Below are 21,316 nucleotides of genomic sequence, written 5' to 3' on the forward strand. Positions count from 1 at the left end.
GAGTCGATGGTACAAAAGGTTGTCCCGGAGTACCCGGATCTGTTGGAGTAGTTGGAGTAGTTGGGGTTGTTGGCTCAGTTGGGTTAGTTGGGTTAGTTGGGTTAGTTGGGTTAGTTGGGTTAGTTGGGTTACCTTCCTCAGGCTTTTTCGGAGTTTCCGGTTGCTCAGGCTTTGGTTTATCCTCCGGATTCTCAGGTTTACTTGGTTCTGTTGGAGAACCCGGTGTACCCGGTGTTTGTCCATCAGGAGTGTAGGTATTATTTATGGTTATTTTTCCTGTAACTTCATTATTATTAATGTTTACAGTATATGTTCCATTAGGCACTTTTACAGTATATTGGTTATTATTATTATGCTCAGCTGGTGTTTTATCAATCTTTGTTTCAAAAACATAATAATTAATCTTTGTACCTGTTTCATCAAGTAAAGGAACACCTGTAAAGGTTGTCTTCATAGTTTCGGCTACTGCTATAACCGCAGAACTAGTTGCCTGTGTAAAGGTTTCGCCCTTCTTAGAATACAGTGTAAATTCAACCGGAACTTTAGATGCTCCTTCTGTCCAGCTCTTCTCCGCCTCAACCTCTGCAAATTCAATGCTATTCTTAATAGTTACTTTTTCGGTTCCATTATCTTCAATCTTAACTTTATACAGTCCATTTGTTCCAATTGTGTAACCACTAGTTATATCAGATACGCTAATATCATCTTTTGAAAATTCTCCTACCTTTACCTCAGCTACATAATATTGGATAACTTCTCCATTTTCATCAAGTTTTGGAAGACCCTTAAACTCACCTTTCCAGTTAGTAGACTTATCTAAGGTTAAATCAGCTACCTTCTCTGAAACTCCATTCTTATAAAGATTAACTATAACAGGCTTTTGGTAGCTCTCAGGTGTATTTGTCCAATCTTCAGTCACTGTAATGTCTAGAATCTCAGTGTTGGTTATAGTGTTGTTCCCATCATCGTAGGAAACCTTATACTTACTACCATCTAAAGTAAAGGACTCTTCTGCCTCCCCTTTAAGTATATTACCATCAGTATCAATCTCCCTTGCTACATACTCAATCTCTTCTCCTGAACCATCTTTAAACCTTACTTGTTCAAAGGTAATAGTCTCATTCTTAATCTCACCCTTTATAGGCATTACTTTGTAAGGTACTGCATTATTCGTAAAATCTGCTTTCTTGAAAAGACCGACCTTCAATCCTTTCTTAGGTGTTCCCTTCCATTCTTTAGTAATACTAATATTTTTGGTTTCTTCTGCAACACCAATATATTTGTTGGTAATTGTATTAGTTGCAACATCATACTTTACTTCAAATTCATTACCATTAAGTATTATTTTATTATTAGACTCTCCATCCTCTTTAAATGTATAATTGATAGGAGTTCCATCTTCATCAGTTTTAGGTAAGTTCTCGAATACTGCCTCAGATTGGCCTACCGGTATTTCTTTTGAATCAACTAGCTTATTTCCATCTTTAAAAAGATTTACTTTTACATCTGTTTTTTGTCCGTCTGTAACACTTTCCCATTCTTTTATAACAACAATATCCTTTATAGGAACTTTTGTGTTGATAAAGGTTACTTTAGGGTTGTCAGCACTTATTTCAGCCCCATTCGGATAATTTGAAGTAAATCCTTTTATTTTCTTTTCAGTTACAAGATAGTGTGCATCTTCTCCAGCAGAGTTGTACTTTGGCAGAGATACTGTACCTGACCAACGCTCATCACTATTGAACTGATTTCTCTTAAGTTTTGTTGTATAGGCAGAACCTACTCCATCCATATTGGTAAATATAAAGGTAACCTCATTACCAGCTCCACCTTTCCACTCCTTGGTTATAGTAGCAGTAAATGTACTTTTTTCAACATTCTTATTTGTAACCAAAAATACGAAATTGCCATTGGTATCTTTTTGGTATTTGATAGTACTCTCATATCCATCAATTTCTTGCTCTTTTAATGTATAATTAATCTCGTTTCCATTATTATATTTTGGTAAAGCTATTGTTCCTATCCAGTTTTTATTTTTCTCTACTGTTACAGTATAGTTAGTTAGTTTACCATCTGCAAAAACATTAAATGTAACAGATTCTATACCGTCTCTAATTTTTCCTTCCCATTTTTTGTTTACAGTAATAGAAGTGGTTACAATATCCTTTACCTCGGGAATTTTATCCTTTACCTCGGGAATTATAAAATCCAAATTCTTATTAGGATCCTTAGCCTTTCCTTTAGGATATAATACAGCCGCCGCATTAAGAGCTTTCCATTCTCCGTCCCTATAAGCCTCTACAAGCTTCGCTTTGTATGTTATATTTAAAACTTCGCCCTTATCCAGTGTGATACCCCCAAAGCTAAGGGTCTTGGCAGCACTATCCCAAGTCACAGTTTTTTTAATAGCATCCGCCTTTGCAGTCAAGTCATATGGATTAGCTCCGTCAGAACCTTTAATCTCAACTTTAATCTGCGTAAGATCATCTGCATTCTTAAACTCGACCATATCATTCATTTTAAGCTCTATATCGGCATTTATAATATTAGGTCTAATCTTAACGACAACCTCATCAAGCTGTTTTTGCAAATTTTCTGCATCACTTGCTACAAGACTATAATGCTTATCCGATGTAGCTATTTGTTTTAATACTTCTTCTCCTTTTCCGTTTACACCTATACCTAATGAATAGATTGTAACATTATTTCCCTTAATCTTTCCCGCCTCGGCAATGGTTGTTTTTCTAATTGTATTAAGGAGCAAGTTATTACCGTTTCCAATAACTTTATTATGATTTTCATCTTCATATGCATAAGTAGGCTCTCCGTCACTTATAAGTACAATTGCTTTATTATGCCCATTGTCCTCCTGTAATATCTCATAAGCTTTCATCAATCCTGCCTGAGTAAAAGTACCTCCGCTTTTTAAGTTGGAAGGATAATAGTCATATCCGTCAATTACAGTTTTCAAATCAGACAGATTATCACTTAAAGGACTGAACTTGAGTGCCGGTTCGGTCTTTTCTTCATTTGCTCCGCCGAAACCCACCAAACCTACTTTAACCTTGTCGTCAGTTCTGACATTTCCTTTTCCGTCGGTCAACAGTTTGTCAACAAATGCAGCTACCGCTGCTTTAGCTTTTTTCATTCTCTTAAAGCTTCTCATACTATTGGAGCAATCTATCGCTAAAACAACATCAAGCTTTTCCTCGCTTTTTACAAGTGGAACATCGCCTTCAACTTCCAGCTTAACATCAAACTCACCGTAAGGGTCTTGACTGTAAGTATCTTCTAAGGCTGTTTCCTTTAATTTAATATCATCCTGTTCTACCAATACTCCATTGTTTTGGAAATCCCAAGTATTTTCCGGCTCCTTAGCCCTTACACCAAAGGAATACCCCCCCCCACCAAAAATATTAACAAGCATTATAAACAACATAAGTCCTGCCCAAAATACTCGCTTTTTCTTTTTAGTTACCATAACCCTACCTCTTCTTTCTTAATTTTGATCATTCTTTGCATAAAGTGGCCTTACCATATTATAACATATTTAAGTTACATTTTGGTTACATTTTATGATTAATTTATTTTTTTATATCTTTTTTACATTCGTTGTACAGAAAACACAAAAAAGCTATCAGAGTGCCAAAACGGCACTTTCTGATAGCTTTTAAAACTTATCTAATCTTTCTTCTTATAATCAAGCCTAATCCAAATAAGGCTACACCAAGCAGTATAAGTCTATTTCCATTATTTCCTCCCGTTTTTGGAAGTCTACCCTGTGGGGTCTTATCGTCAAATACCTTTACTACTTCAAGCGTATTATCATCATGAATCTTAGCAACTCCCTTTGGAGCCTTATCATCGTCTATAAAGGTATAAGTTTTTTCTTTCTTATCAACTTTCGCCTTTCCAAGAGGTGTATCTCCCTCATTTACTATATCAAATACCGGATCACCCTCAGGAATAAGCTCTTCATTTATTATCCTATCAGGAGTAAACGGCACATCAATAGGCGGATTTACAGACGGAATACTAGGAGTTACCGGAGTACTAGGCACTGTCGGCTCCGTTGGGGTACTTGGTTCAGTTGGAGTATAAGGAGTCGATGGTACAAAAGGTTGTCCCGGAGTACCCGGATCTGTTGGAGTAGTTGGCTCAGTTGGGTTACCTTCCTCAGGCTTTTTTGGAGTCTCCGGTTGTTCAGGCTTTGGTTTATCCTCCGGATTCTCAGGTTTACTTGGTTCTGTTGGAGAACCCGGTGTACCCGGTGTTTGTCCATCAGGAGGCGTTAATACTTTATCCTCAGTATTGGTAATAATAAATTTATCATCATCGTAAGAAACATTATATTTTTTACCTTCTAAAATAAAGGACTCTCCTGCCTCCCCTTTAAGTATCTTACCATCAGCATCAATCTCTCTTGCCACATACTCAATCGTATTTCCTAAATCATCTTTAAGCTTTACATTCTTAAAGATAATCTTCTCTTCATTATCTTTACCTGCTATAGGCATTACTGCCGAAGTTGTCGGTACATCACTGTTAAAACTTTCTTTGCTAAAAAGACCGACCTTTAATCCTTCCTTAGGTGTTCCTTCCCATTTTTTGTTTACAATAATAGAAGTGGTTACAATATCCTTTACCTCGGGAATTATAAAATCCAAATTTTTATCAGAATCCTTAGCCTTTCCTTCAGGATATAATACAGCCGTCTCATTAAGAGCTTTCCATTCTCCGTCCCTATGAGCTTCTACAAGCTCCGCTTTGTATGTTATATTTAAAACTTCGCCCTTATCCAGTGTGATATCCCCAAAGCTAAGGGTCTTGGCAGCACTATCCCAAGTCACAGTTTTTTTAATAGCATCCGCCTTTGCAGTCAAGGCATCTTGATTAGCTCCGTCAGGACCTTTAATCTCAACTTTAATCTCAGTAAGGTCTGCTGCATTCTTAAACTCGACCATATCATTCATTGTAAGCTCTATATCGGCATTTACAATACTAGGTTTAATCTTATCGGCAACCTTATCAAGCTCTTCTTGCAATTTTTCTGCATCACCTGCTACTCTACTATAATAATCATCCGATGTAGCTATTTGTTTTAATACTCCTTCTCCTGTTTCGTCTACACCTATACCTAATGAATAGATTGTAACATTATTTCCCTTAATCTTTCCCGCCTCGGCAATGGTTGTTGTTCTAATTGTTTTAAGAAACCAGTCATAACCGTTTCCAATAACTGTCTTATACTGCTTATCATAGGCATAAGTAGGCTCTCCGTCACTAATAAGTACAATGGCTTTATTATGCCCATTGTCATCTTGTAATATCTCATAAGCTTTCATCAATCCTGCCTGAGTAAAAGTAGCTCCGCTGTTTAGACCGGCTGGATAATAGTCATATCCGTTAACTGCATCTTTCAAATTAGACGGATTATCACTCAAAGGACTGAACTCAAGTACCGGTTCGGTCTTTTCCTGATTTACTCCACCGAAACCAACCAAACCGACTTTTACTTTATTATCAGTTCTGACATTTCCTTCTCCGTCGGTCAACAGTTTGTCAACAAATGCAGCTGCCGCTGCTTTGGCTTTTGCCATTCTTTTATGGTGACTCATACTGTTGGAGCGATCTATCGCTAAAACAACATCAAGCTTTTCCTCGCTTTTTACAATCGGAACATCGCCTTCAACTTCCAGCTTAACATCAAACTCACCGTAAGGGTCTTGACTGTAAGTATCTTCTAAGGCTGTTTCCTTTAATTTAATATCATCCTGTTCTACCAATACTCCATTGTTTTGGAAATCCCAAGTATTTTCCGGCTCCTTAGCCCTTACACCAAAGGAATACCCCCCCCCACCAAAAATATTAACAAGCATTATAAACAACATAAGTCCTGCCCAAAATACTCGCTTTTTCTTTTTAGTTACCATAACCCTACCTCTTCTTTCTTAATTTTGATCATTCTTTGCATAAAGTGGCCTTACCATATTATAACATATTTAAGTTACATTTTGGTTACATTTTATGATTAATTTATTTTTTTATATCTTTTTTACATTCGTTGTACAGAAAACACAAAAAAGCGAACGTCAACTTCGGCGTTCGCTCTACATTCAATTATTTTATTTAACAATTCTTCTTGCACAATATGGCGACTGATGATATACAGACGATACTATAATTCCTGTACGAGGAGTACTTGCATGTACAACCTTACCACCACCTATATACATTGCAACATGTGATATTCTTCTTCCATTCGCTGCATAAAATACCAAATCACCCGGCTGAAGTTCATTCATTCCTACTGCATAGCCGTTTGAGGCCTGAGCCCTAGATGTTCTATTAAGTCCGATACCGAAATTAGCATATACAGACATTACAAAACCTGAACAGTCAGCACCTCTTGTCAAACTTGTTCCTCCCCATACATATGGGTTTCCTACAAAGTTGAGTGCGAAATTAGCAATTGTCTGACCCTTAGCACTTCCTTCTGCACTTGTACTAACTTTTATCTCTGCCTTAGGCTTTTCTACTACTCTTTCTACATTCTGAACCGGCCTACTGGTCTGTCTTGCCTGCTCTGCTGCAAGTGCCTGCTGCTGAGCTGCCAAAGCAGCCTCAGCTGCTGCCTTTCTTTCTTCTTCAGCCTTTTCTTCTTTAACTGTTATAGCATGTTTCCACTGAATCTTAACATTTACAAATTCAGCTGCAACCCATCCCGTAAGACTTTCTTCATCACCATCATTTACAGAAACCTCATACCAGTCACCTTTTTTCTGTAATACAAGAAGTTTCTCTCCCATAGGAATCTGAGTAGCAATCCTTGATTCTGTACTATCTTCAAACCTTACATTAAGTGTCTCTGTATTAACTACAGCTACCTTTGTACCATACTCATCTATAAGCTTTTCAGCATCGAAACCTCTAGCTAAAAACTCAGCCTTAATATAGCCTTTTGCATTACCGGACTCAATTTTTACCCAGTCACCTTTATCCTTTATAATATCACATTTACTGCCTTTATAAAGCTTACCTATAATCTCACTGTCTTCGCCGGCTTTTTTCCTAATGTTGACATATGGTTCAGCAATAGATATTCCGATATTCTCGTATTTAGATTTTACTTCTTCCTCGGTAGACTCCATTTCATCTGCTGTCTTATCGCCTTCGCTCCCATCTTCATCGGAAAGATTTGTGCTTTCTCCGGCTGCTGTCTTATCTTCTGTAATTTCTATACTGTTTCCATCTTCAGACACCCCACTTACTGTATCTAAAGCAAATGCAGTTACCATATTACTATTGAAAGAACTGAGTATTTCATCAACCGGAACAACCGAATCAAGCTGTGCCTTAACAACCCTATTCTCTCCCTGTACATATGCATTATCTACAAAAAGTGAAATACCTGCAAGTCCACTGACTTTAGCATTACTTCCTGCCTGAACTCCCTCATTGCCTGAAAGCATAGCTGCCGATACTGCAACAACTGCTGCTCCCACTCCACATCTAAGAAAGAAATCTTTACGACGCATCAAGTAACCTCCCTAAAAGCTGCTGCTTTTATATGTTTAAATCAATTATTACAAATTTATTAACTTTACGAATGAAATCATAGCACAATATAGACTTATTGTCAACTATATGTCAGTAATTTTTTAATATCTTTTGTAATAATTTAATAGTTGCCATATCAAAAATCAACTCTATATAACCCTGAAATAACAGCTTTTACAAGAAAGTTGCCTATACCTTAAGAAAATTGTAATATTTGTAATATTTGTAATTATATCATCTACACTTGTAGAATATTTGTGTTATTTTATTCTACAATTGTAGATAGTTTTCTCTTTTGACTATACACTCTTATTGTGATAAACTTAATATCAAAGAATTTATAATATATTCGGAGGTAATAGTCTCATGAATACAACTTCTTTGGTTATTATGGCCGCCGGTCTCGGAAGTCGTTATGGTGGTATTAAGCAGCTTGAATCTGTTGGGGTAAACGGCGAAATTATAATGGATTACTCCATCTTCGATGCTATTAGAGCAGGTTTTGATAAGATTGTAATTATTATACGTGAAGACATACAGGATGATTTTATGAAAATCATAGGTAATAGGCTTATACATTCTACAGACATTCCTATTCATATAGTGTTTCAGTCTTTAGACAATCTTCCGTCAGGTTATGTTGTTCCGGCCGAACGCACCAAGCCTTGGGGTACTGCTCAAGCTATACTTTCTGCAAAAGAATACATAGACGAACCTTTTTTAGTAATAAATGCTGATGATTTTTACGGCAAAGACTCTTATGTAAAATCTCAGGTTTTTCTATCCAATTCTATACTCAACTTAAAAAAACCGAAATTTTGCATTGTCGGATACCCTTTAGAAAATACTTTGAGCAATAACGGAAGTGTAACTCGTGGAATCTGTAAATGTGATAATAACGGCAAGCTACTTTCTATAGAAGAAACTTTTTCTATACAGAAAGAAGATGAATTTATTGCAGGTTCTGACTTATACGGAAACAAACGGCTCCTTGCTCCATCAGATACTGTCTCAATGAATATGATGGGGTTTACCCCTGCCATCTTCCCAATGCTCGAAAAGAAATTTGTTAATTTTTTAGATAATCTAAATAGTAATAGCCCTACAAAATCTGAATTCCTTATACCTGTAGCTATAAATGAATTATTGAGTGAAAACGTTGTAGATGTCGAAATTGTTAAAACTTCTGCAAACTGGTTCGGTGTTACATTTAAGGAAGATAAGCAACTGGTCGAAGATTCTCTCTACAACCTAATCCAAAAAGGCATTTATCCAAAAAATTTATGGAGGTAAATATGCTAAAAATACTGACAGAATTGCTTTACCCCAGACGCTGTCCTATCTGTGACGATATTGTCTTTCCAAAAGGAAAACTTGTATGTAATTCATGCAGAGATATATTAATGCCTCTGCATGAACCTCTTTGTTACAAATGTGGACGACAAATTACTTCTACCGGTTCAGAATTCTGTGAAACCTGTTTTAATTATAACTTTAATTTTGATAAAGCTTTCTCTCTTTGGCCATACAATAATATCACAAAGACTTCTCTTGCTCGTTTTAAGTATAAAGGCAGGCGAGAATTTGCTGATTATTATGCAGATAAATTGTATGAATATTTTGCACCTCTTATCTCAAAGCTTGACATAAGTGCTTTAATTCCTGTTCCAATACATCCAAATCGTCTTATAACACGAGGCTATAATCAAGCAAATCTTATTTCCAACATTTTATCAAAAAAACTTGACCTGCCAAATATTTCAGATTATCTTATCAGATCTAAAAATACCACAGCCCAAAAAGATCTTGATCCTATTTCCAGAAGAAAAAATCTTAAGAATGCTTTTGAAATAAACCAAAATTCTAAATATTATAATATACATCTTAAAAATATTCTTTTAATTGATGATATTTATACCACCGGCAGCACTGCTGATTCTTGCTCCAAAATTCTTAAAGACAGCGGTACAGAGAAAGTTTATGTTTTATGCATAGCCTCAGTTAGAGCTATGTAGAGTATACTCATTTTGGGGTATTGGCTAATAGAGTTTTAAATGATATAATATTAGTTATAGTATTTTTTAACTTTCAGAAAGGAAAGATTGCTGTATGGAAGTAACAAACTGTAAAGCGTGCGGAAATTTATTTAATTACCTATCAGGATTAAGGCTTTGTCCTAATTGTATGAAAAAATTAGAAAATAAATTTATTATTACAAAAAATTATATTCGTGAAAATCCTAACGCAAAAATTAATGATGTTGCCAAAAACTGTAAAGTATCCATTCCTCAGATTAAAAAATGGATAAGAGAAGAAAGACTGGCTTTTTCACAAGAGTCAGGTATAGGAATAAAATGTGATAACTGTGGTAAAATGATTCGAACAGGTCGATTTTGTACAGAATGTAAGACAAAAATGATAAACAAACTTGATAATGCCTATGAAAAACCAAAGCCTACTGCCCCACATAAAAAAGAAAAAGAAAAGGAAAAAATGCGTTTCCTTGATAAATAATAAGAGGCCTCATGACTAATTACTTTAAATCATGAGGCCTGTTTAGACTTCAAATTACAATAAAATCTTTTTAAGCTCTTCTACTTTATCTGTTTTCTCCCAAGGAAGTTCTATATCAGTCCTTCCAAAATGTCCATAAGCTGCTGTCTGCTTATAAATAGGTCTTCTAAGATCTAACATCTTGATTATTCCTGCCGGACGGAGGTCAAATACTTCTCTAATTGCCAAAACAAGTTTTTCCTCGCTAACCTTTCCTGTACCAAAAGTATCTACAAGCACAGATGTAGGCTCTGCAACACCTATTGCATATGAAAGCTGAATTTCGACCTTATCTGCAAGCCCTGCCTCTACTATATTCTTAGCTACATATCTTGCCACATAAGCTCCACTTCTGTCTACCTTTGTAGCATCTTTGCCTGAAAAAGCACCACCGCCATGTCTTGCCGCACCACCATAGGTATCTACAATTATCTTTCTTCCTGTAAGTCCTGCATCTCCATGAGGGCCTCCAATTACAAAACGGCCTGTTGGATTAATATATATCTTAGTATGCTCATCTACCATCGTAGAATCTACTATCTTATCAATAACTTCAGTTCTTATATCTTTTCTTATTGTATCCTGACTTACTTCCTCATCATGCTGCGTTGATATAACTATCGCCTCAAGTCTTACCGGCTTATCATCCTTATCGTACTCAACAGATACCTGACTCTTACCATCCGGTCTAAGGTATGGAAGAGTTCCATTTTTTCTTACCTCTGTGAGCCTTCTTGTAAGCTTATGTGCCAAGGAAATCGCATAAGGCATATGCTCATCACCTTCATTGGATGCATATCCGAACATCATCCCCTGATCTCCTGCTCCTATTGCAGAAAGTTCTGATTCAGTCATTTCATTTTCACGAACTTCAAGTGCCTTGTCTACACCCATAGCAATATCAGGTGACTGCCCATCAATAGCTACAAGCACTGCACAAGTTTCTCCATCAAATCCTTTTCTTGAATCATCATATCCTATTTCTTTAATTGTATCTCTTGCAACTCTTGCATAATCAACCTTTGCCTTAGTAGTTATTTCTCCCGTAATAAGTACAAAGCCTGTACAGGCGGCTGTCTCGCAAGCAACACGACTCATAGGGTCTTCTTTAAGGCAGGCATCAAGTATGGCATCTGAAATTGCATCACAAATTTTATCAGGATGCCCCTCTGTAACTGATTCGGATGTAAAAATAAACTTATCCATCTTTTTCTCCTTTTTAGTATTTTGCTATTTTACTTTGTTCTTGATTTATGTAATAGGCAATTTCCTATCGCATAAAAAAGAGGCTATCTTACGATAACCTCTCTTATTCTTATTAAGCTATTTGGACTTGACAAACATAATCAAATCCTCTTATTGCTCGAAGTAAAACTTCGCTCAGGTTGGCACCTTCCATTTCAGGGGTTGCCGTAGCTTCATAGAGCCTTCACTCTCCGCCACTCTGAATAAGAGAATATCTTTGTTTTCAAATGGTACTACATAATCATACTTCTGTCAAGTAGACAATTCTGCCATTTCCTCAAACTCAATATCTTCTTTTTCAAGTAAGCTTTCTATCTCCGGCCTAAGACAAGGCTCACATTCCCAAGCCACTCCACAGCCTGCTGAAAGTTTTCTCGGTACAGAAACCAGCTTTCCTGATAAATTTTCTCTTTTACAGGCAGCCTCTGTTGCCATTGCCTCCGAAAACGTGTAAAAAGTCACATATAATCTAATCGGCTTTTCAACTCTCATCAGCTTACAGTTACCTCATACTCTGCACCAACTTCTTTAATATCGGCTTTCTTCCCATGAGTTTCAGCAAAGTTTTTAAGATTCTTAACTGTATGTGCCTCATTAGCAAATATCTTATAAGTTTCATTCTTATCAGCCTCAAGAGCATTTTTAAGCATCAACACCGGCTCAGGGCAAGATAAGCCTCTTACATCTATCTCTCTCATCTCTTCCTCCTTATTTCTCTGCCTTCTTAAGACCTACAACTGCTATTATAAATAAAACAATAATAGAAACAATTACAAATATCTGTCCATTTATACCCGGTCCGCCTGCTGCTGCCTCTATTCCCTTCTCTGCATTAGCCAACGCTGCTGCACCTGCTGCAAGTTTAAAATTATGTGCAAGTGCTGCACCAACAAACATACCAAGTACGGTTATAGCTGAATCTGAAGAACCGGTTCCTGCAAGAACAAGCTGTCTAAGTGGGCATCCTCCAAGAAGTACAGCTGCAAAACCTACGGCATACATAGACAAAATATTCCAAAATGTCTGTGCATGTGCTATCGGTCCAAATGCTACAAAGGCAAAATTATTGGTTACAATATTGTAAACAAGCATTACTGCAAAGATTCCACCAATTACAGAAATAAGTCTAAAATCTTTTAACAGCACTACATCTCTTATAGATCCTGCAAAACACATTCTGCTCTTCTGTGCTATAACACCTACTAAAAGCCCTATAGCTAAAGCAACAAATAATGGGGCATGATTACTTCCAGGTCCTTTCTCACTAAATGCAAAGAGTGAAGGTACTGCTATAACTAAAATAAAAAGTACAGCCACTACTATTGGAAGTGCATATCCACTTTCCTTTTTAGCTGTATAAGCTCTTCCAAGAGAGAAACCTTTCTTTAAGAAAAACGCCCCTGTAGATACACCTGCAGCAAAACCTACAAGCCCTACATAGGAACTGATGTCTCCTGCTGCCATCCTAAGCACCATACGGAGAGGACAACCAAGGAATACAAGGGCACACACCATCATTATTACTCCAAGGAAAAATCTGATTGCAGGAGAAGAACCTGCTGTAGAACGATATTCTCTTGTAAATAATGAGATTAAAAATGCTCCCACTATAATTCCTATCACCTCAGGCCTTACATACTGTACTACCTCTGCATTATGAAAATGCATAGCTCCTGCTGTATCCCTTATAAAGCAGGCTATACAAAATGCCATGTTTTTAGGATTGCCAAGAAATGCTAATAAGGCTGCTCCTAAACCTGCGATTATTCCAAATAAGAATAATCCTTTTTTAGTACTGAAGAACTCCATACTAAAATCCCCCTTTGATAAAAGTATTGATTTTACAATAAAATTCTACATTTGTTTACTTAATTTGTCAATTTTATTGCTATTGTTTTATCAAATGAATATCTTATTTTATTCTTTTTTTCTATAAATCTAACTTCAAATCCCCCTCTTTAATCCATCCCATCTTCTTTAATATCGCATAAAACATAAAACTTAGTATTCCCGGAAGTAAGAAATGCACTGTCGCTATACCTAAATATACTTGCCCTAAGTCTACAGCAGCCTCTTCCATTGCTGTAATAGTGCCAATCTGACCTACCAAGCCACTAGTACCCATACCCGATCCAAGTGGAATATTTTCCATCTTAAATACCATAGTAGAAATAGGACCCGTTATAGCAGAGGCCAATGTAGGTGGTATCCATATTTTCCAGTTTTTTAATATATTAGGAATCTGTAACATTGAAGTTCCAATACCCTGAGCCAACAAACCACTCCATCCATTTTCTTTAAAACTAATTACTGCAAAACCTATCATCTGTGCACTACAGCCTGCTGTTGCCGCCCCTCCTGCAAGCCCTGCTAAAGAAAGCATCATACAAAGGGCTGCTGAACTAATAGGTAGGGTAAGTACAATACCTACTATTACAGAAACAATAATTCCCATCCAAAAAGGCTCTAAGGTTGTTGCAGCCATTATAGTTTCACCCAAGCCGCTCATAAGATTATTAATTATAGGACCTAAAAAATTGCCTATCCCAACTCCAGAGATAATAGTAACTGCCGGAGTAATAATAATGTCAACCTTTGTTTCCTTCGATACTATCTTGCCAAGCTCCACACTGAGCCAAGTTGCAAGCCAAGCTCCTGCCGGCCCTCCTAGCTTATTTCCTGCATAGCCTACCACAAGTGAAGAAAACACCACAAGATTAGGTGCTTTAAGAGCCATTGCTATTGCTACTGCTATAGCAGGCCCTGTCATCTCCTTGGCAATAGGCCAAATTACCTCTGATAAAAACGGAATACCTAGTTTCAATCCTATGGTATTAAGTATAGTTCCTACTAAAAGTGAGGCAAAAAGCCCCATTGCCATTGAACCCAGCACATCAATACCGTAGCGTTTAAATGATATTTCTATTTCTTTTTTACTTAAAAAATCCTTTACAGAACTGTACTTCTTACTCATCTCATACTCCTTTAATAACTATTTAGGTCTTATTACTTTTTTAACACTTCTTTTTTTACATAATTAAAAGCTGCCTCTTCGCCCTCATCTTTAAGTATCAGCATTATCTTCTCAAGTTTAGAAAGCGTGTTAGGGTGAATTATATAGTGGTCTTTTACAAGCATTAAATACTCATATGGGTCTGAATTCTTATAAGCTTTACCTCTATATGTCTTACTTGCAGCCACCCTGTCACAAAACATTTCTGCTAAAAATCTTGGCGGCATTTCAAGTCCCATCATAGTAGCACCGTCATTCAAATCATAATCAATCCAATATTCCAAATGGTGCTTATTCCTTCCTTTATGATGGAGCCATGCATAGCTATATCCATTCTTGGCCTTTCTTTCAGCAAAATTAGGGCTTTTATCCCCTTGGTAGTATTTAACTCCTGTCCAAAACTCAGTCATTGAAAATTTCGACAAATCATGAGTTATTCCCTGCCAGTATAGACCCAGCTTAAAACAATGCTTTCTTACTAAGGCTCTATGCTTACATACGGTAGATAAATGTCCGAAAAATCTAGCAAAAAAGCCTCTGCTACTATTTTCCATCTAATTCTGTATACCTCATTTCAAGATGTTTGCCATCAAATTTTACCTTTGTCCTAAGCCCATTTATCATAGTCATCCTAGGTGGTCTGTGTCCTATATCACAACCTGTAATTATAGGCAGTCCCAAACTGTCTAATGCAGTCTTAACAGCCTCATTAAAATCCGTTTCATATTCTTCCATAAAAAAGCAAGGTCTTCCAAATAAAAATCCCTTAGCTCCCTCAAACCAGCCGGCCTCTTTTAACTGCCAAAGAGCACATTGGAGCCTTGCAGCAGAGAGGTCAAAGCTTTCCAGATACCAGATTATACCATCTTCTCTATATTTTCTAACAAACTCTACCGTCTTATCATATTTTGTCCCACAAAGCATAATAAGCACATCAAGGCAACCTCCTAAAAGTCTTCCACTAAAATTTTCTGCCTTATTTGTTGAGATATATTCATACTCAACTTTATCAGTAAGGTTATACCCCTCATATCCTGTTATTTTTTTCACATACTCATTTTCAAATAAATCAAACTCATGCTGGATAATCCCCCTTCCCTCTAGTAGTTTAAGGTTGTTTTTAACTCCCTCATGCCAAAGTGACATACCATAATCACCTATATTTCCTGAATAAACTGTTGCCATGTCACAAATAGTAGTAATAGGATAAATCAATCCTGTATTATCGGAATATCCCTGTATCCACTTCGGATTAGACTTAATTTTTTCATAATCAAGGTATTCAAGCATTTCCATAAGAAAATCTCCACCACTTGCAGAAACTATGTATTTTACAGTTTCATCATCCATAAGTGATAAAAACTCTTCTGCTCTGGTTCTTCCTGTGGAACTCCTGCCCTTTTCACATTTTCTAACATTATCCGTCTCAATAACCTTATAACCCTTTTCGGCAAGATTAAACTTAGCACTTTCAAGTTTTGTAAGGTCTACCTGCTCTGTATAGCCGGCTGACGGGGCTGTTACTCCTATCACATCATCTTTTTCTAAAAACTTTGGAATATACATATTTTTCTCCTATAAATAAGGTTTACTTATACCAAATAAAATGATACCATAAGATAAAATATTTTTACACATACTACGAGGTAAAAAAATGATTAATTTTAACCCTGAACTTTATAAATCTTATACAGTTATCAGAAGACGCTATATACCTGATGAAGTCATAACCCTAAATCAGGATACCATTTATTATGTATCTGACGAATTAATTGTCTCCGGCTGGAAAGCTATACGCCTAAGGCAGGATATCTCAGGTGGTTTTTCTGCTTACTACCCTAAACTCGGCATAAAAACCAGCAAACTTTTTGATGGAAACGGAAACTTGCTTTATTGGTACAACGACATATCTGAGCTTAACTTCAATGGAAATGATATCAACTTCACCGATTTACTCATAGATTTAATCGTTTTCCCTAATAAAAGCATTAAAATTCTTGACTTTGATGAATTTGCTGATGCCATCGAAAAAAATTATATAACAAAAGAGCAGGAAATAAAAGCTCTTAAGAGTTTTCATACCCTGCTTGATTATATTTATAATAATGACTATGCTACACTTCAAGAGCCTATAAACGAGTTAGAAAAATATCTTAACTCTCAATCCGGCTGATTCTTCTTATATGCCTCTCTTCATTTGAAAACGGTGTATTTAGAAAAATATCAACTATCTTTAATGCAAGTCCTACTCCAACAACCCTGCCTCCAAGTGCGAGGATATTGGCATCGTTATGCTCTCTGGTAGCCTCTGCTGAAAAACAGTCGCTACAAAGGGCACATCTGATGCCCTTTACTTTATTGGCAGTAATAGATATGCCTATACCTGTACCACAAATAAGTATGCCTTTTTCATAATTTCCTTTTGCTACTGCCTCTGCTACTGCCTTTCCGTACTCTGTATAATCGCAAGAAGTTTCATCATAACATCCAAAATCTTTAAATCCTATATTGTTTTCTGTTAAATACTTAACAATTTCCTGTTTTAATGCAAAACCACCATGGTCACTTCCAATAGCTATCATCTTATTTTCCATAATTACTTCCCCATTTCATCAAGTTTATATATTGTTTTTTTTATCAGTCTTAAAAGCTCGTTAAAGCACTCCTCATAATCCACTAAAGTACCACCATAAGGGTCTTTAACTTCACCTTCTTCACCATTAAACTCCTTAATAGTAAATACCTGTTCTTTAATCCCAAATTTCTCTATTACTTGAGCCTTTTGTTTCTCAGTCATTGTAAGCAAAAGCGAATTTTTAGTTATATCATTTTCTATAAGCTCTTCAGATGCCTCTACTGTCAGTGTAAGCCCATGGTTTTCCAGTACAGTTTCTGCCTTTTCACTCACTGGCTCTGAAAAAAGCACCACCATACCTCTTGAAATAGATGGAATACCACCATCCTCTGCAAGACTTTTATATATAGTTTCTGCCATCGGACTTCTTGCGTTATTGTCAGTACATACAAATATAATTTTATCAAACATAATTATCCCCCCTAAGTTTGTAAACTACACATTGATAATATTATAACCTGCAGACTTATGTAAGCGGTTCATTATTGCAAAACCAAGCTTATTTTCGTCAAAACTTTCTGAGAAAATCATCTCAGCCCCCATTTCATCAAATTTTCTCAATACATTAAATAGATTGTGTGCAATGCTTTTTGCACTTTGTCTGCTACCTACTGAAACTACAATATCTGCCTCATACAAGTCCTTTGTTTCATCAGTTGCAAGTACTGCAGTCTTCTTTCCTATCTGCTTTTTTATCTCTTCATTAATTACTTCTATTACTTTTTTATTGTCTCCCTTATATATAGCCATCTTTCCGTAAGGTGCATAATGTCTGTACTTCATACCCGGAGCTTTAGGCTTAAAATCTAACCCCTGTACAAGACTTTTTACTGCCTCATCTACTTCTACCCTGCCTATAGCCTCTAATAGCATTTCCTCCGTAATAAATCCCGGTCTTAGTATTATCGGAACTTCTCCTGTCACATCCACTATGGTAGATTCAATTCCTATATCCACCTCTCCTCCATCTATAACCATATCAATTCTTCCCTCTAAGTCTTTAAGTACATGGCTCGCCTTGGTAGGACTTGGTCTGCCGGAGGAATTGGCACTTGGAGCTGCAACCGGTACTCCGGCTGCCTTTATAAATTCTCTTGCTATCTTATTTGACGGCATCCTTAATGCCACACTTTCAAGTCCACCTGTTGTACGATACGGAACTATATCGCTCTTATTAAACACCATAGTTAAAGGCCCCGGCCAAAATTCATCTGCTAAAACATAGGCTATATTCGGAATTTCTTTTACAAGACTTTTTATTTCATCAAACTCGCTTATATGTAAAATAAGGGGATTGTCGGAAGGCCTGCCCTTAGCCTCATAAATCTTAGGAACTGCCTCATCATTAAGGCCATTTGCCCCAAGTCCATAAACTGTTTCGGTAGGAAATGCAACAAGTCCTCCGTCCTTAATTATTTCAGCAGCCTTTTTAAGCCTTTCTCGAATATCCTTATCTTCCCTTAAATCTACATACTCCGTCTTCATCTTGCTACCTCGCATTCGCAGGTTCTATATTAATCTTCTTTCCTTTTATTTTCGCATTTTTCATAGCAAGTAATACCTCTTTTCCATTTTCAGCCGGAACTTCTACAAAGGTATACTTATCATACATCTGGATTTCTCCTACAAGCTTACCTGAAATGCCTGATTCTCCTGCTATTGCTCCTAAAATATCCCCCGGCTTGACTCTGTCTTTTTTCCCGATATTGATAAACAACCTTACCATACCACTTTCCGTACTGCCGGTAAATTCACTGTCTATGTCAGAGTTATCTTCGCTATTGCTTTCCTTAGAAGAAAGATACAGCTTTAAGAAGGCTGCTGCCACATCAAGAGATGTAAAGTCTTCTTCATTTACCTTCTGCTCTATCATCTCAGTCATCTTGGTTAAATCTTCATTTTCAATTATCTCAGAAAGTTCAGAAAACAAGCTGTCAACCCTCGTACTCGTAACATCATCAAGGGAAGGTACCGGCTTTAACCTTATCTTAGTGTGGCAGTAACGCTGGATTTCCTTAAGTTTGTACACTTCCTTACCACTTACAAAAGAAAGTGCAAGTCCTGATTTTCCTGCCCTTCCTGTTCTTCCTATTCTATGTACATAGTACTCATCATCCTGTGGCAGATCATAATTAATAACGAGGTCAACACCCTTTACATCCAAACCTCTTGCTGCAACATCGGTAGCTACAAGGATTTCAGTCTTTCCGTTACGGAAATTACCCATTACCCTATCTCGCTGCTGCTGTTTAAGGTCTCCATGAAGACCTTCTGCAAAATAGCCTCTGCCCTGAAGTTCATTTGCAACCTCTTCTACCTTTTTCTTGGTATTGCAGAATACTATACTAAGTTCAGGATTGTACATATCAAGGATTCTTGAAAGTATCTCATCTTTGTAGTTTCTTCTTACTTCAAAATAATACTGCTCAATATTTTCTACAGTAAGCTCTTTCTTTGCTATTTTTATATTCTGAGCATCTTTCTGATATTTTCTGGTAATATCAAGGATTGGCTTAGGCATGGTAGCTGAGAAAAGCATGGTCTGTCTTTCCTCAGGAACTTCTGCAAGTATAGTTTCAATGTCTTCTCTAAAGCCCATGTCAAGCATTTCATCAGCCTCATCAAGCACCATAATCTTAACCTGATTAAACTTTACAGTCTTTCTCCTCATATGATCCATCACACGCCCCGGAGTACCTACAATAATCTGTGCTCCCTGCTTTAAGGACTTTATCTGTTTAACTATATCCTGACCGCCATATACAGGTACAAGTTTAATTCCATGCATATATCTTGAAAGCTTTCTTATTTCTCCACAAACCTGAAGAGCAAGCTCTCTGGTAGGACAAAGCACTACTGCCTGTAAATGTTTGTTGCCTGAATCAATATTATTTAAGATAGGTATAGAAAAAGCTGCTGTCTTGCCTGTTCCGGTCTGTGCCTGTCCTAAGATATCCTTTCCTGTAATAGCTACAGGAATAGCCTCAGTCTGGATAGGAGTAGCCTCTTCATAGCCAAGCTCCTTTACAGCCTTTAGTATACGCTCATCAAGTTGCATTTCGTTAAATTTCAATTAAATTTCCACCTTTCGTGTTCTAAACATCTTTCATTAACAACCTTTTATTTATATAAACTTGAAAAAAAGGCATCTCCGTAAGAGATGCCGGTAACTGATTGATTATAGCATAGGGTAGCAGATTTTGTCAAATAGCCGGCTTATCCACTTCTTCAATAGCTTCTACTTTTTCTTTGTTTGGCTCATAATTCGGATAAAGATTAAGCCCACACATTTCCCCTAGATTTTCCAAAATATTTATAACATAAATCATCTTATCAGCCGGTAATTTATCAATCATATCTTTAGCAATTTCCTGATAGCTCATTTTGAAATCTCCCTTCATATACCAAAATCCTTTATCAAAAATTTAAATTAAATATCAAACAAACTATAATTATTATACACTATTTAAGGTAAATGGGGAAGTTTTTTCAATAATAAAATCAAACCAAATTTGATTAAATTTAGTCTGATTTTATTGATATAATTTTATTATTTTATCTAGCAATAGTGTTGCATTTACTATTTTTATAAAGTGTTGCACTTACCTTGAAAATCTAGCAATTTGTAAAAAGTAACTTCCATACCGTAGCTAAAATAAAAAAATTAAACTTAGGTATGGAAGTTACTTTTGCAATTCACCTTTTTTATTTTTTATTAGAAATATTTTGGAAATATTAGATAAATACTCACACCCTTATAACATTCAAAATTCTATCTATATCTGTATAAAATACCTTATGCCTACTCTTTGTTATGGCTATAGCTTCTTTCAAATTGGTGCGAAGTTCTTTATCTAAAATCTTATGTATACAAACTGGCTTCCCACCAACAGTATGTATATGGTCTAAATACCCCACTGTAACAGGAAAGGCATTCTGTATCAGAAAAGCCCTCTCCTCTCCTGCGAATAAACCGATAACAATCGTTATACACTTACCATTTTTCTTTATCTTATGGTTTATTATTTTCTTATACTTTTCTACCTTAGAACTAATCGGTATCATCCAAAAAATAGCCTTATCATTTGAATCCTCAATGGCGTAATAATGTGGTCTGTAATTGCCACCTTCCTTATTGCTCATTAATGATGAGTCCTTTACAGCCAAAAAGAAACTGTCTTTTATATGATAAGAGTAACCCTGCTTAATCTCCATGTCAACCTCCAAAAAATCCCTCCATCATATCGACAGAGGGATTTGCACACCGAATCACTTATACCCCGCTCCATCGGCAAGCGGTATCATTTGCA

The 21,316-nt window shown here is 36.5% G+C and carries 20 protein-coding genes and 1 riboswitch; of the genes, 4 read left to right on the forward strand and 16 right to left on the reverse strand.

Annotation, left to right across the window (positions count from 1 at the left end; genetic code table 11):
• The 3 genes from ACTTG8_RS07110 to ACTTG8_RS07120 all read right to left on the reverse strand — a co-directional run.
• The coding region (locus ACTTG8_RS07110) for a Cna B-type domain-containing protein (RefSeq protein ID WP_442561431.1) at positions 1 to 3,481 on the reverse strand (3,481 nt) is incomplete at its 3' end.
• A 196-nt stretch (positions 3,482 to 3,677) separates the two neighbouring features.
• A complete protein-coding gene (locus tag ACTTG8_RS07115; protein ID WP_442561432.1) occupies positions 3,678 to 5,933 on the reverse strand; it encodes a VWA domain-containing protein in 2,256 nt (751 codons plus the stop codon).
• A gap of 192 nt (positions 5,934 to 6,125) precedes the next feature.
• Positions 6,126 to 7,538, reverse strand: a complete 1,413-nt coding sequence (locus tag ACTTG8_RS07120) for a C40 family peptidase (protein ID WP_442561433.1) — start codon at positions 7,536 to 7,538, stop codon at positions 6,126 to 6,128.
• 388 nt (positions 7,539 to 7,926) lie between these two features.
• Between ACTTG8_RS07120 and ACTTG8_RS07125 the strand changes: the two genes are divergently transcribed.
• The 3 genes from ACTTG8_RS07125 to ACTTG8_RS07135 all read left to right on the forward strand — a co-directional run bounded on the left by ACTTG8_RS07125 (position 7,927) and on the right by ACTTG8_RS07135 (position 10,074).
• Complete coding sequence (locus ACTTG8_RS07125; protein WP_442561434.1) at positions 7,927 to 8,853, forward strand: nucleotidyltransferase family protein; 927 nt, start codon at positions 7,927 to 7,929, stop codon at positions 8,851 to 8,853.
• Positions 8,854 to 8,855: 2 nt separating this feature from the next.
• Positions 8,856 to 9,575: a ComF family protein gene (locus ACTTG8_RS07130; RefSeq protein ID WP_442561435.1), complete on the forward strand. Its 720-nt coding sequence runs from the start codon at positions 8,856 to 8,858 to the stop codon at positions 9,573 to 9,575.
• 169 nt (positions 9,576 to 9,744) lie between these two features.
• Entirely contained in the window at positions 9,745 to 10,074 is a 330-nt protein-coding gene (locus ACTTG8_RS07135) for a flagellar protein (RefSeq protein ID WP_442561436.1), read from the forward strand.
• 54 nt (positions 10,075 to 10,128) lie between these two features.
• Here the strand turns inward: ACTTG8_RS07135 and metK are convergent, their stop codons facing one another.
• From metK to ACTTG8_RS07170, 7 genes are all read right to left on the reverse strand, one after another.
• On the reverse strand, positions 10,129 to 11,319 hold the full coding sequence (metK, locus tag ACTTG8_RS07140; RefSeq protein ID WP_442561437.1) for a methionine adenosyltransferase: 1,191 nt from the start codon (positions 11,317 to 11,319) through the stop codon (positions 10,129 to 10,131).
• A gap of 147 nt (positions 11,320 to 11,466) precedes the next feature.
• Positions 11,467 to 11,568, reverse strand: a riboswitch (SAM riboswitch).
• A gap of 42 nt (positions 11,569 to 11,610) precedes the next feature.
• Complete coding sequence (locus ACTTG8_RS07145) at positions 11,611 to 11,850, reverse strand: DUF3343 domain-containing protein (protein ID WP_442561438.1); 240 nt, start codon at positions 11,848 to 11,850, stop codon at positions 11,611 to 11,613.
• Complete coding sequence (locus ACTTG8_RS07150; RefSeq protein ID WP_442561439.1) at positions 11,850 to 12,056, reverse strand: sulfurtransferase TusA family protein; 207 nt, start codon at positions 12,054 to 12,056, stop codon at positions 11,850 to 11,852. The genes ACTTG8_RS07145 and ACTTG8_RS07150 overlap by 1 nt, the downstream gene beginning before the upstream one ends.
• Positions 12,057 to 12,066: 10 nt before the next feature.
• Positions 12,067 to 13,167 carry a YedE family putative selenium transporter gene (gene yedE / locus ACTTG8_RS07155; protein WP_442561440.1) on the reverse strand — a complete coding sequence of 367 codons (1,101 nt, stop codon included), beginning with the start codon at positions 13,165 to 13,167 and terminating at the stop codon, positions 12,067 to 12,069.
• Positions 13,168 to 13,288: 121 nt separating this feature from the next.
• Complete coding sequence (locus ACTTG8_RS07160) at positions 13,289 to 14,332, reverse strand: PTS transporter subunit IIC (RefSeq protein ID WP_442561441.1); 1,044 nt, start codon at positions 14,330 to 14,332, stop codon at positions 13,289 to 13,291.
• A gap of 32 nt (positions 14,333 to 14,364) precedes the next feature.
• The gene (locus tag ACTTG8_RS07165; RefSeq protein ID WP_442561442.1) at positions 14,365 to 14,925 is read right to left on the reverse strand and encodes a DUF5662 family protein; all 561 of its coding nucleotides are present in this window, start codon (positions 14,923 to 14,925) and stop codon (positions 14,365 to 14,367) included.
• Positions 14,915 to 15,937 (reverse strand): S66 family peptidase, encoded by a 1,023-nt coding sequence (locus ACTTG8_RS07170; protein ID WP_442561443.1) that lies wholly within the window; start codon positions 15,935 to 15,937, stop codon positions 14,915 to 14,917. Before ACTTG8_RS07170 ends, ACTTG8_RS07165 begins: the two co-directional genes overlap by 11 nt.
• Positions 15,938 to 16,025: 88 nt before the next feature.
• On the opposite strand from ACTTG8_RS07170, the gene ACTTG8_RS07175 reads away from it, so the two are divergent.
• Entirely contained in the window at positions 16,026 to 16,544 is a 519-nt protein-coding gene (locus tag ACTTG8_RS07175; RefSeq protein WP_442561444.1) for a DUF402 domain-containing protein, read from the forward strand.
• Here ACTTG8_RS07175 and rpiB read toward each other — a convergent pair.
• The 6 genes from rpiB to cptIN form a co-directional block, all read right to left on the reverse strand.
• On the reverse strand, positions 16,525 to 16,953 hold the full coding sequence (rpiB, locus tag ACTTG8_RS07180) for a ribose 5-phosphate isomerase B (protein WP_442561449.1): 429 nt from the start codon (positions 16,951 to 16,953) through the stop codon (positions 16,525 to 16,527). The two genes, ACTTG8_RS07175 and rpiB, sit on opposite strands and share 20 nt — an antisense overlap.
• A gap of 14 nt (positions 16,954 to 16,967) precedes the next feature.
• On the reverse strand, positions 16,968 to 17,417 hold the full coding sequence (locus ACTTG8_RS07185; RefSeq protein WP_442561445.1) for an arsenate reductase/protein-tyrosine-phosphatase family protein: 450 nt from the start codon (positions 17,415 to 17,417) through the stop codon (positions 16,968 to 16,970).
• Between the two features lie 24 nt (positions 17,418 to 17,441).
• Entirely contained in the window at positions 17,442 to 18,506 is a 1,065-nt protein-coding gene (locus ACTTG8_RS07190) for an L-threonylcarbamoyladenylate synthase (RefSeq protein WP_442561446.1), read from the reverse strand.
• The gene (locus ACTTG8_RS07195) at positions 18,496 to 20,064 is read right to left on the reverse strand and encodes a DEAD/DEAH box helicase (RefSeq protein ID WP_442561450.1); all 1,569 of its coding nucleotides are present in this window, start codon (positions 20,062 to 20,064) and stop codon (positions 18,496 to 18,498) included. The genes ACTTG8_RS07190 and ACTTG8_RS07195 overlap by 11 nt, the downstream gene beginning before the upstream one ends.
• A gap of 145 nt (positions 20,065 to 20,209) precedes the next feature.
• Positions 20,210 to 20,389: a hypothetical protein gene (locus tag ACTTG8_RS07200; protein WP_442561447.1), complete on the reverse strand. Its 180-nt coding sequence runs from the start codon at positions 20,387 to 20,389 to the stop codon at positions 20,210 to 20,212.
• Between the two features lie 364 nt (positions 20,390 to 20,753).
• Positions 20,754 to 21,221, reverse strand: coding sequence for a type III toxin-antitoxin system CptIN family toxin (gene cptIN, locus ACTTG8_RS07205; RefSeq protein WP_442561448.1), 468 nt, complete (start codon positions 21,219 to 21,221; stop codon positions 20,754 to 20,756).
• Between the last annotated feature and the right edge of the window lie 95 nt (positions 21,222 to 21,316).

Origin of the sequence: Catonella sp., from assembly GCF_052173895.1 — a bacterium.
Taxonomy (GTDB): Bacteria; Bacillota; Clostridia; order Lachnospirales; family Lachnospiraceae; genus Catonella.

What these genes read in the sequence shown, in the direction of transcription:
- ACTTG8_RS07115 (WP_442561432.1), bottom strand. Translation starts at nt 5,933, where the DNA reads ATGGTAACTAAAAAGAAAAAGCGAGTATTTTGGGCAGGACTTATGTTG.
- ACTTG8_RS07165 (WP_442561442.1), bottom strand. Translation starts at nt 14,925, where the DNA reads ATGGAAAATAGTAGCAGAGGCTTTTTTGCTAGATTTTTCGGACATTTA.
- cptIN (WP_442561448.1), bottom strand. Translation starts at nt 21,221, where the DNA reads ATGGAGATTAAGCAGGGTTACTCTTATCATATAAAAGACAGTTTCTTT.
- metK (WP_442561437.1), bottom strand. Translation starts at nt 11,319, where the DNA reads ATGGATAAGTTTATTTTTACATCCGAATCAGTTACAGAGGGGCATCCT.
- yedE (WP_442561440.1), bottom strand. Translation starts at nt 13,167, where the DNA reads ATGGAGTTCTTCAGTACTAAAAAAGGATTATTCTTATTTGGAATAATC.
- ACTTG8_RS07120 (WP_442561433.1), bottom strand. Translation starts at nt 7,538, where the DNA reads ATGCGTCGTAAAGATTTCTTTCTTAGATGTGGAGTGGGAGCAGCAGTT.
- ACTTG8_RS07195 (WP_442561450.1), bottom strand. Translation starts at nt 20,064, where the DNA reads ATGCAACTTGATGAGCGTATACTAAAGGCTGTAAAGGAGCTTGGCTAT.
- ACTTG8_RS07190 (WP_442561446.1), bottom strand. Translation starts at nt 18,506, where the DNA reads ATGCGAGGTAGCAAGATGAAGACGGAGTATGTAGATTTAAGGGAAGAT.
- ACTTG8_RS07150 (WP_442561439.1), bottom strand. Translation starts at nt 12,056, where the DNA reads ATGAGAGAGATAGATGTAAGAGGCTTATCTTGCCCTGAGCCGGTGTTG.
- ACTTG8_RS07175 (WP_442561444.1), top strand. Translation starts at nt 16,026, where the DNA reads ATGATTAATTTTAACCCTGAACTTTATAAATCTTATACAGTTATCAGA.
- ACTTG8_RS07200 (WP_442561447.1), bottom strand. Translation starts at nt 20,389, where the DNA reads ATGAGCTATCAGGAAATTGCTAAAGATATGATTGATAAATTACCGGCT.
- ACTTG8_RS07125 (WP_442561434.1), top strand. Translation starts at nt 7,927, where the DNA reads ATGAATACAACTTCTTTGGTTATTATGGCCGCCGGTCTCGGAAGTCGT.
- ACTTG8_RS07185 (WP_442561445.1), bottom strand. Translation starts at nt 17,417, where the DNA reads ATGTTTGATAAAATTATATTTGTATGTACTGACAATAACGCAAGAAGT.
- ACTTG8_RS07135 (WP_442561436.1), top strand. Translation starts at nt 9,745, where the DNA reads ATGAAAAAATTAGAAAATAAATTTATTATTACAAAAAATTATATTCGT.
- rpiB (WP_442561449.1), bottom strand. Translation starts at nt 16,953, where the DNA reads ATGATAGCTATTGGAAGTGACCATGGTGGTTTTGCATTAAAACAGGAA.
- ACTTG8_RS07170 (WP_442561443.1), bottom strand. Translation starts at nt 15,937, where the DNA reads ATGTATATTCCAAAGTTTTTAGAAAAAGATGATGTGATAGGAGTAACA.
- ACTTG8_RS07145 (WP_442561438.1), bottom strand. Translation starts at nt 11,850, where the DNA reads ATGAGAGTTGAAAAGCCGATTAGATTATATGTGACTTTTTACACGTTT.
- ACTTG8_RS07160 (WP_442561441.1), bottom strand. Translation starts at nt 14,332, where the DNA reads ATGAGTAAGAAGTACAGTTCTGTAAAGGATTTTTTAAGTAAAAAAGAA.
- ACTTG8_RS07130 (WP_442561435.1), top strand. Translation starts at nt 8,856, where the DNA reads ATGCTAAAAATACTGACAGAATTGCTTTACCCCAGACGCTGTCCTATC.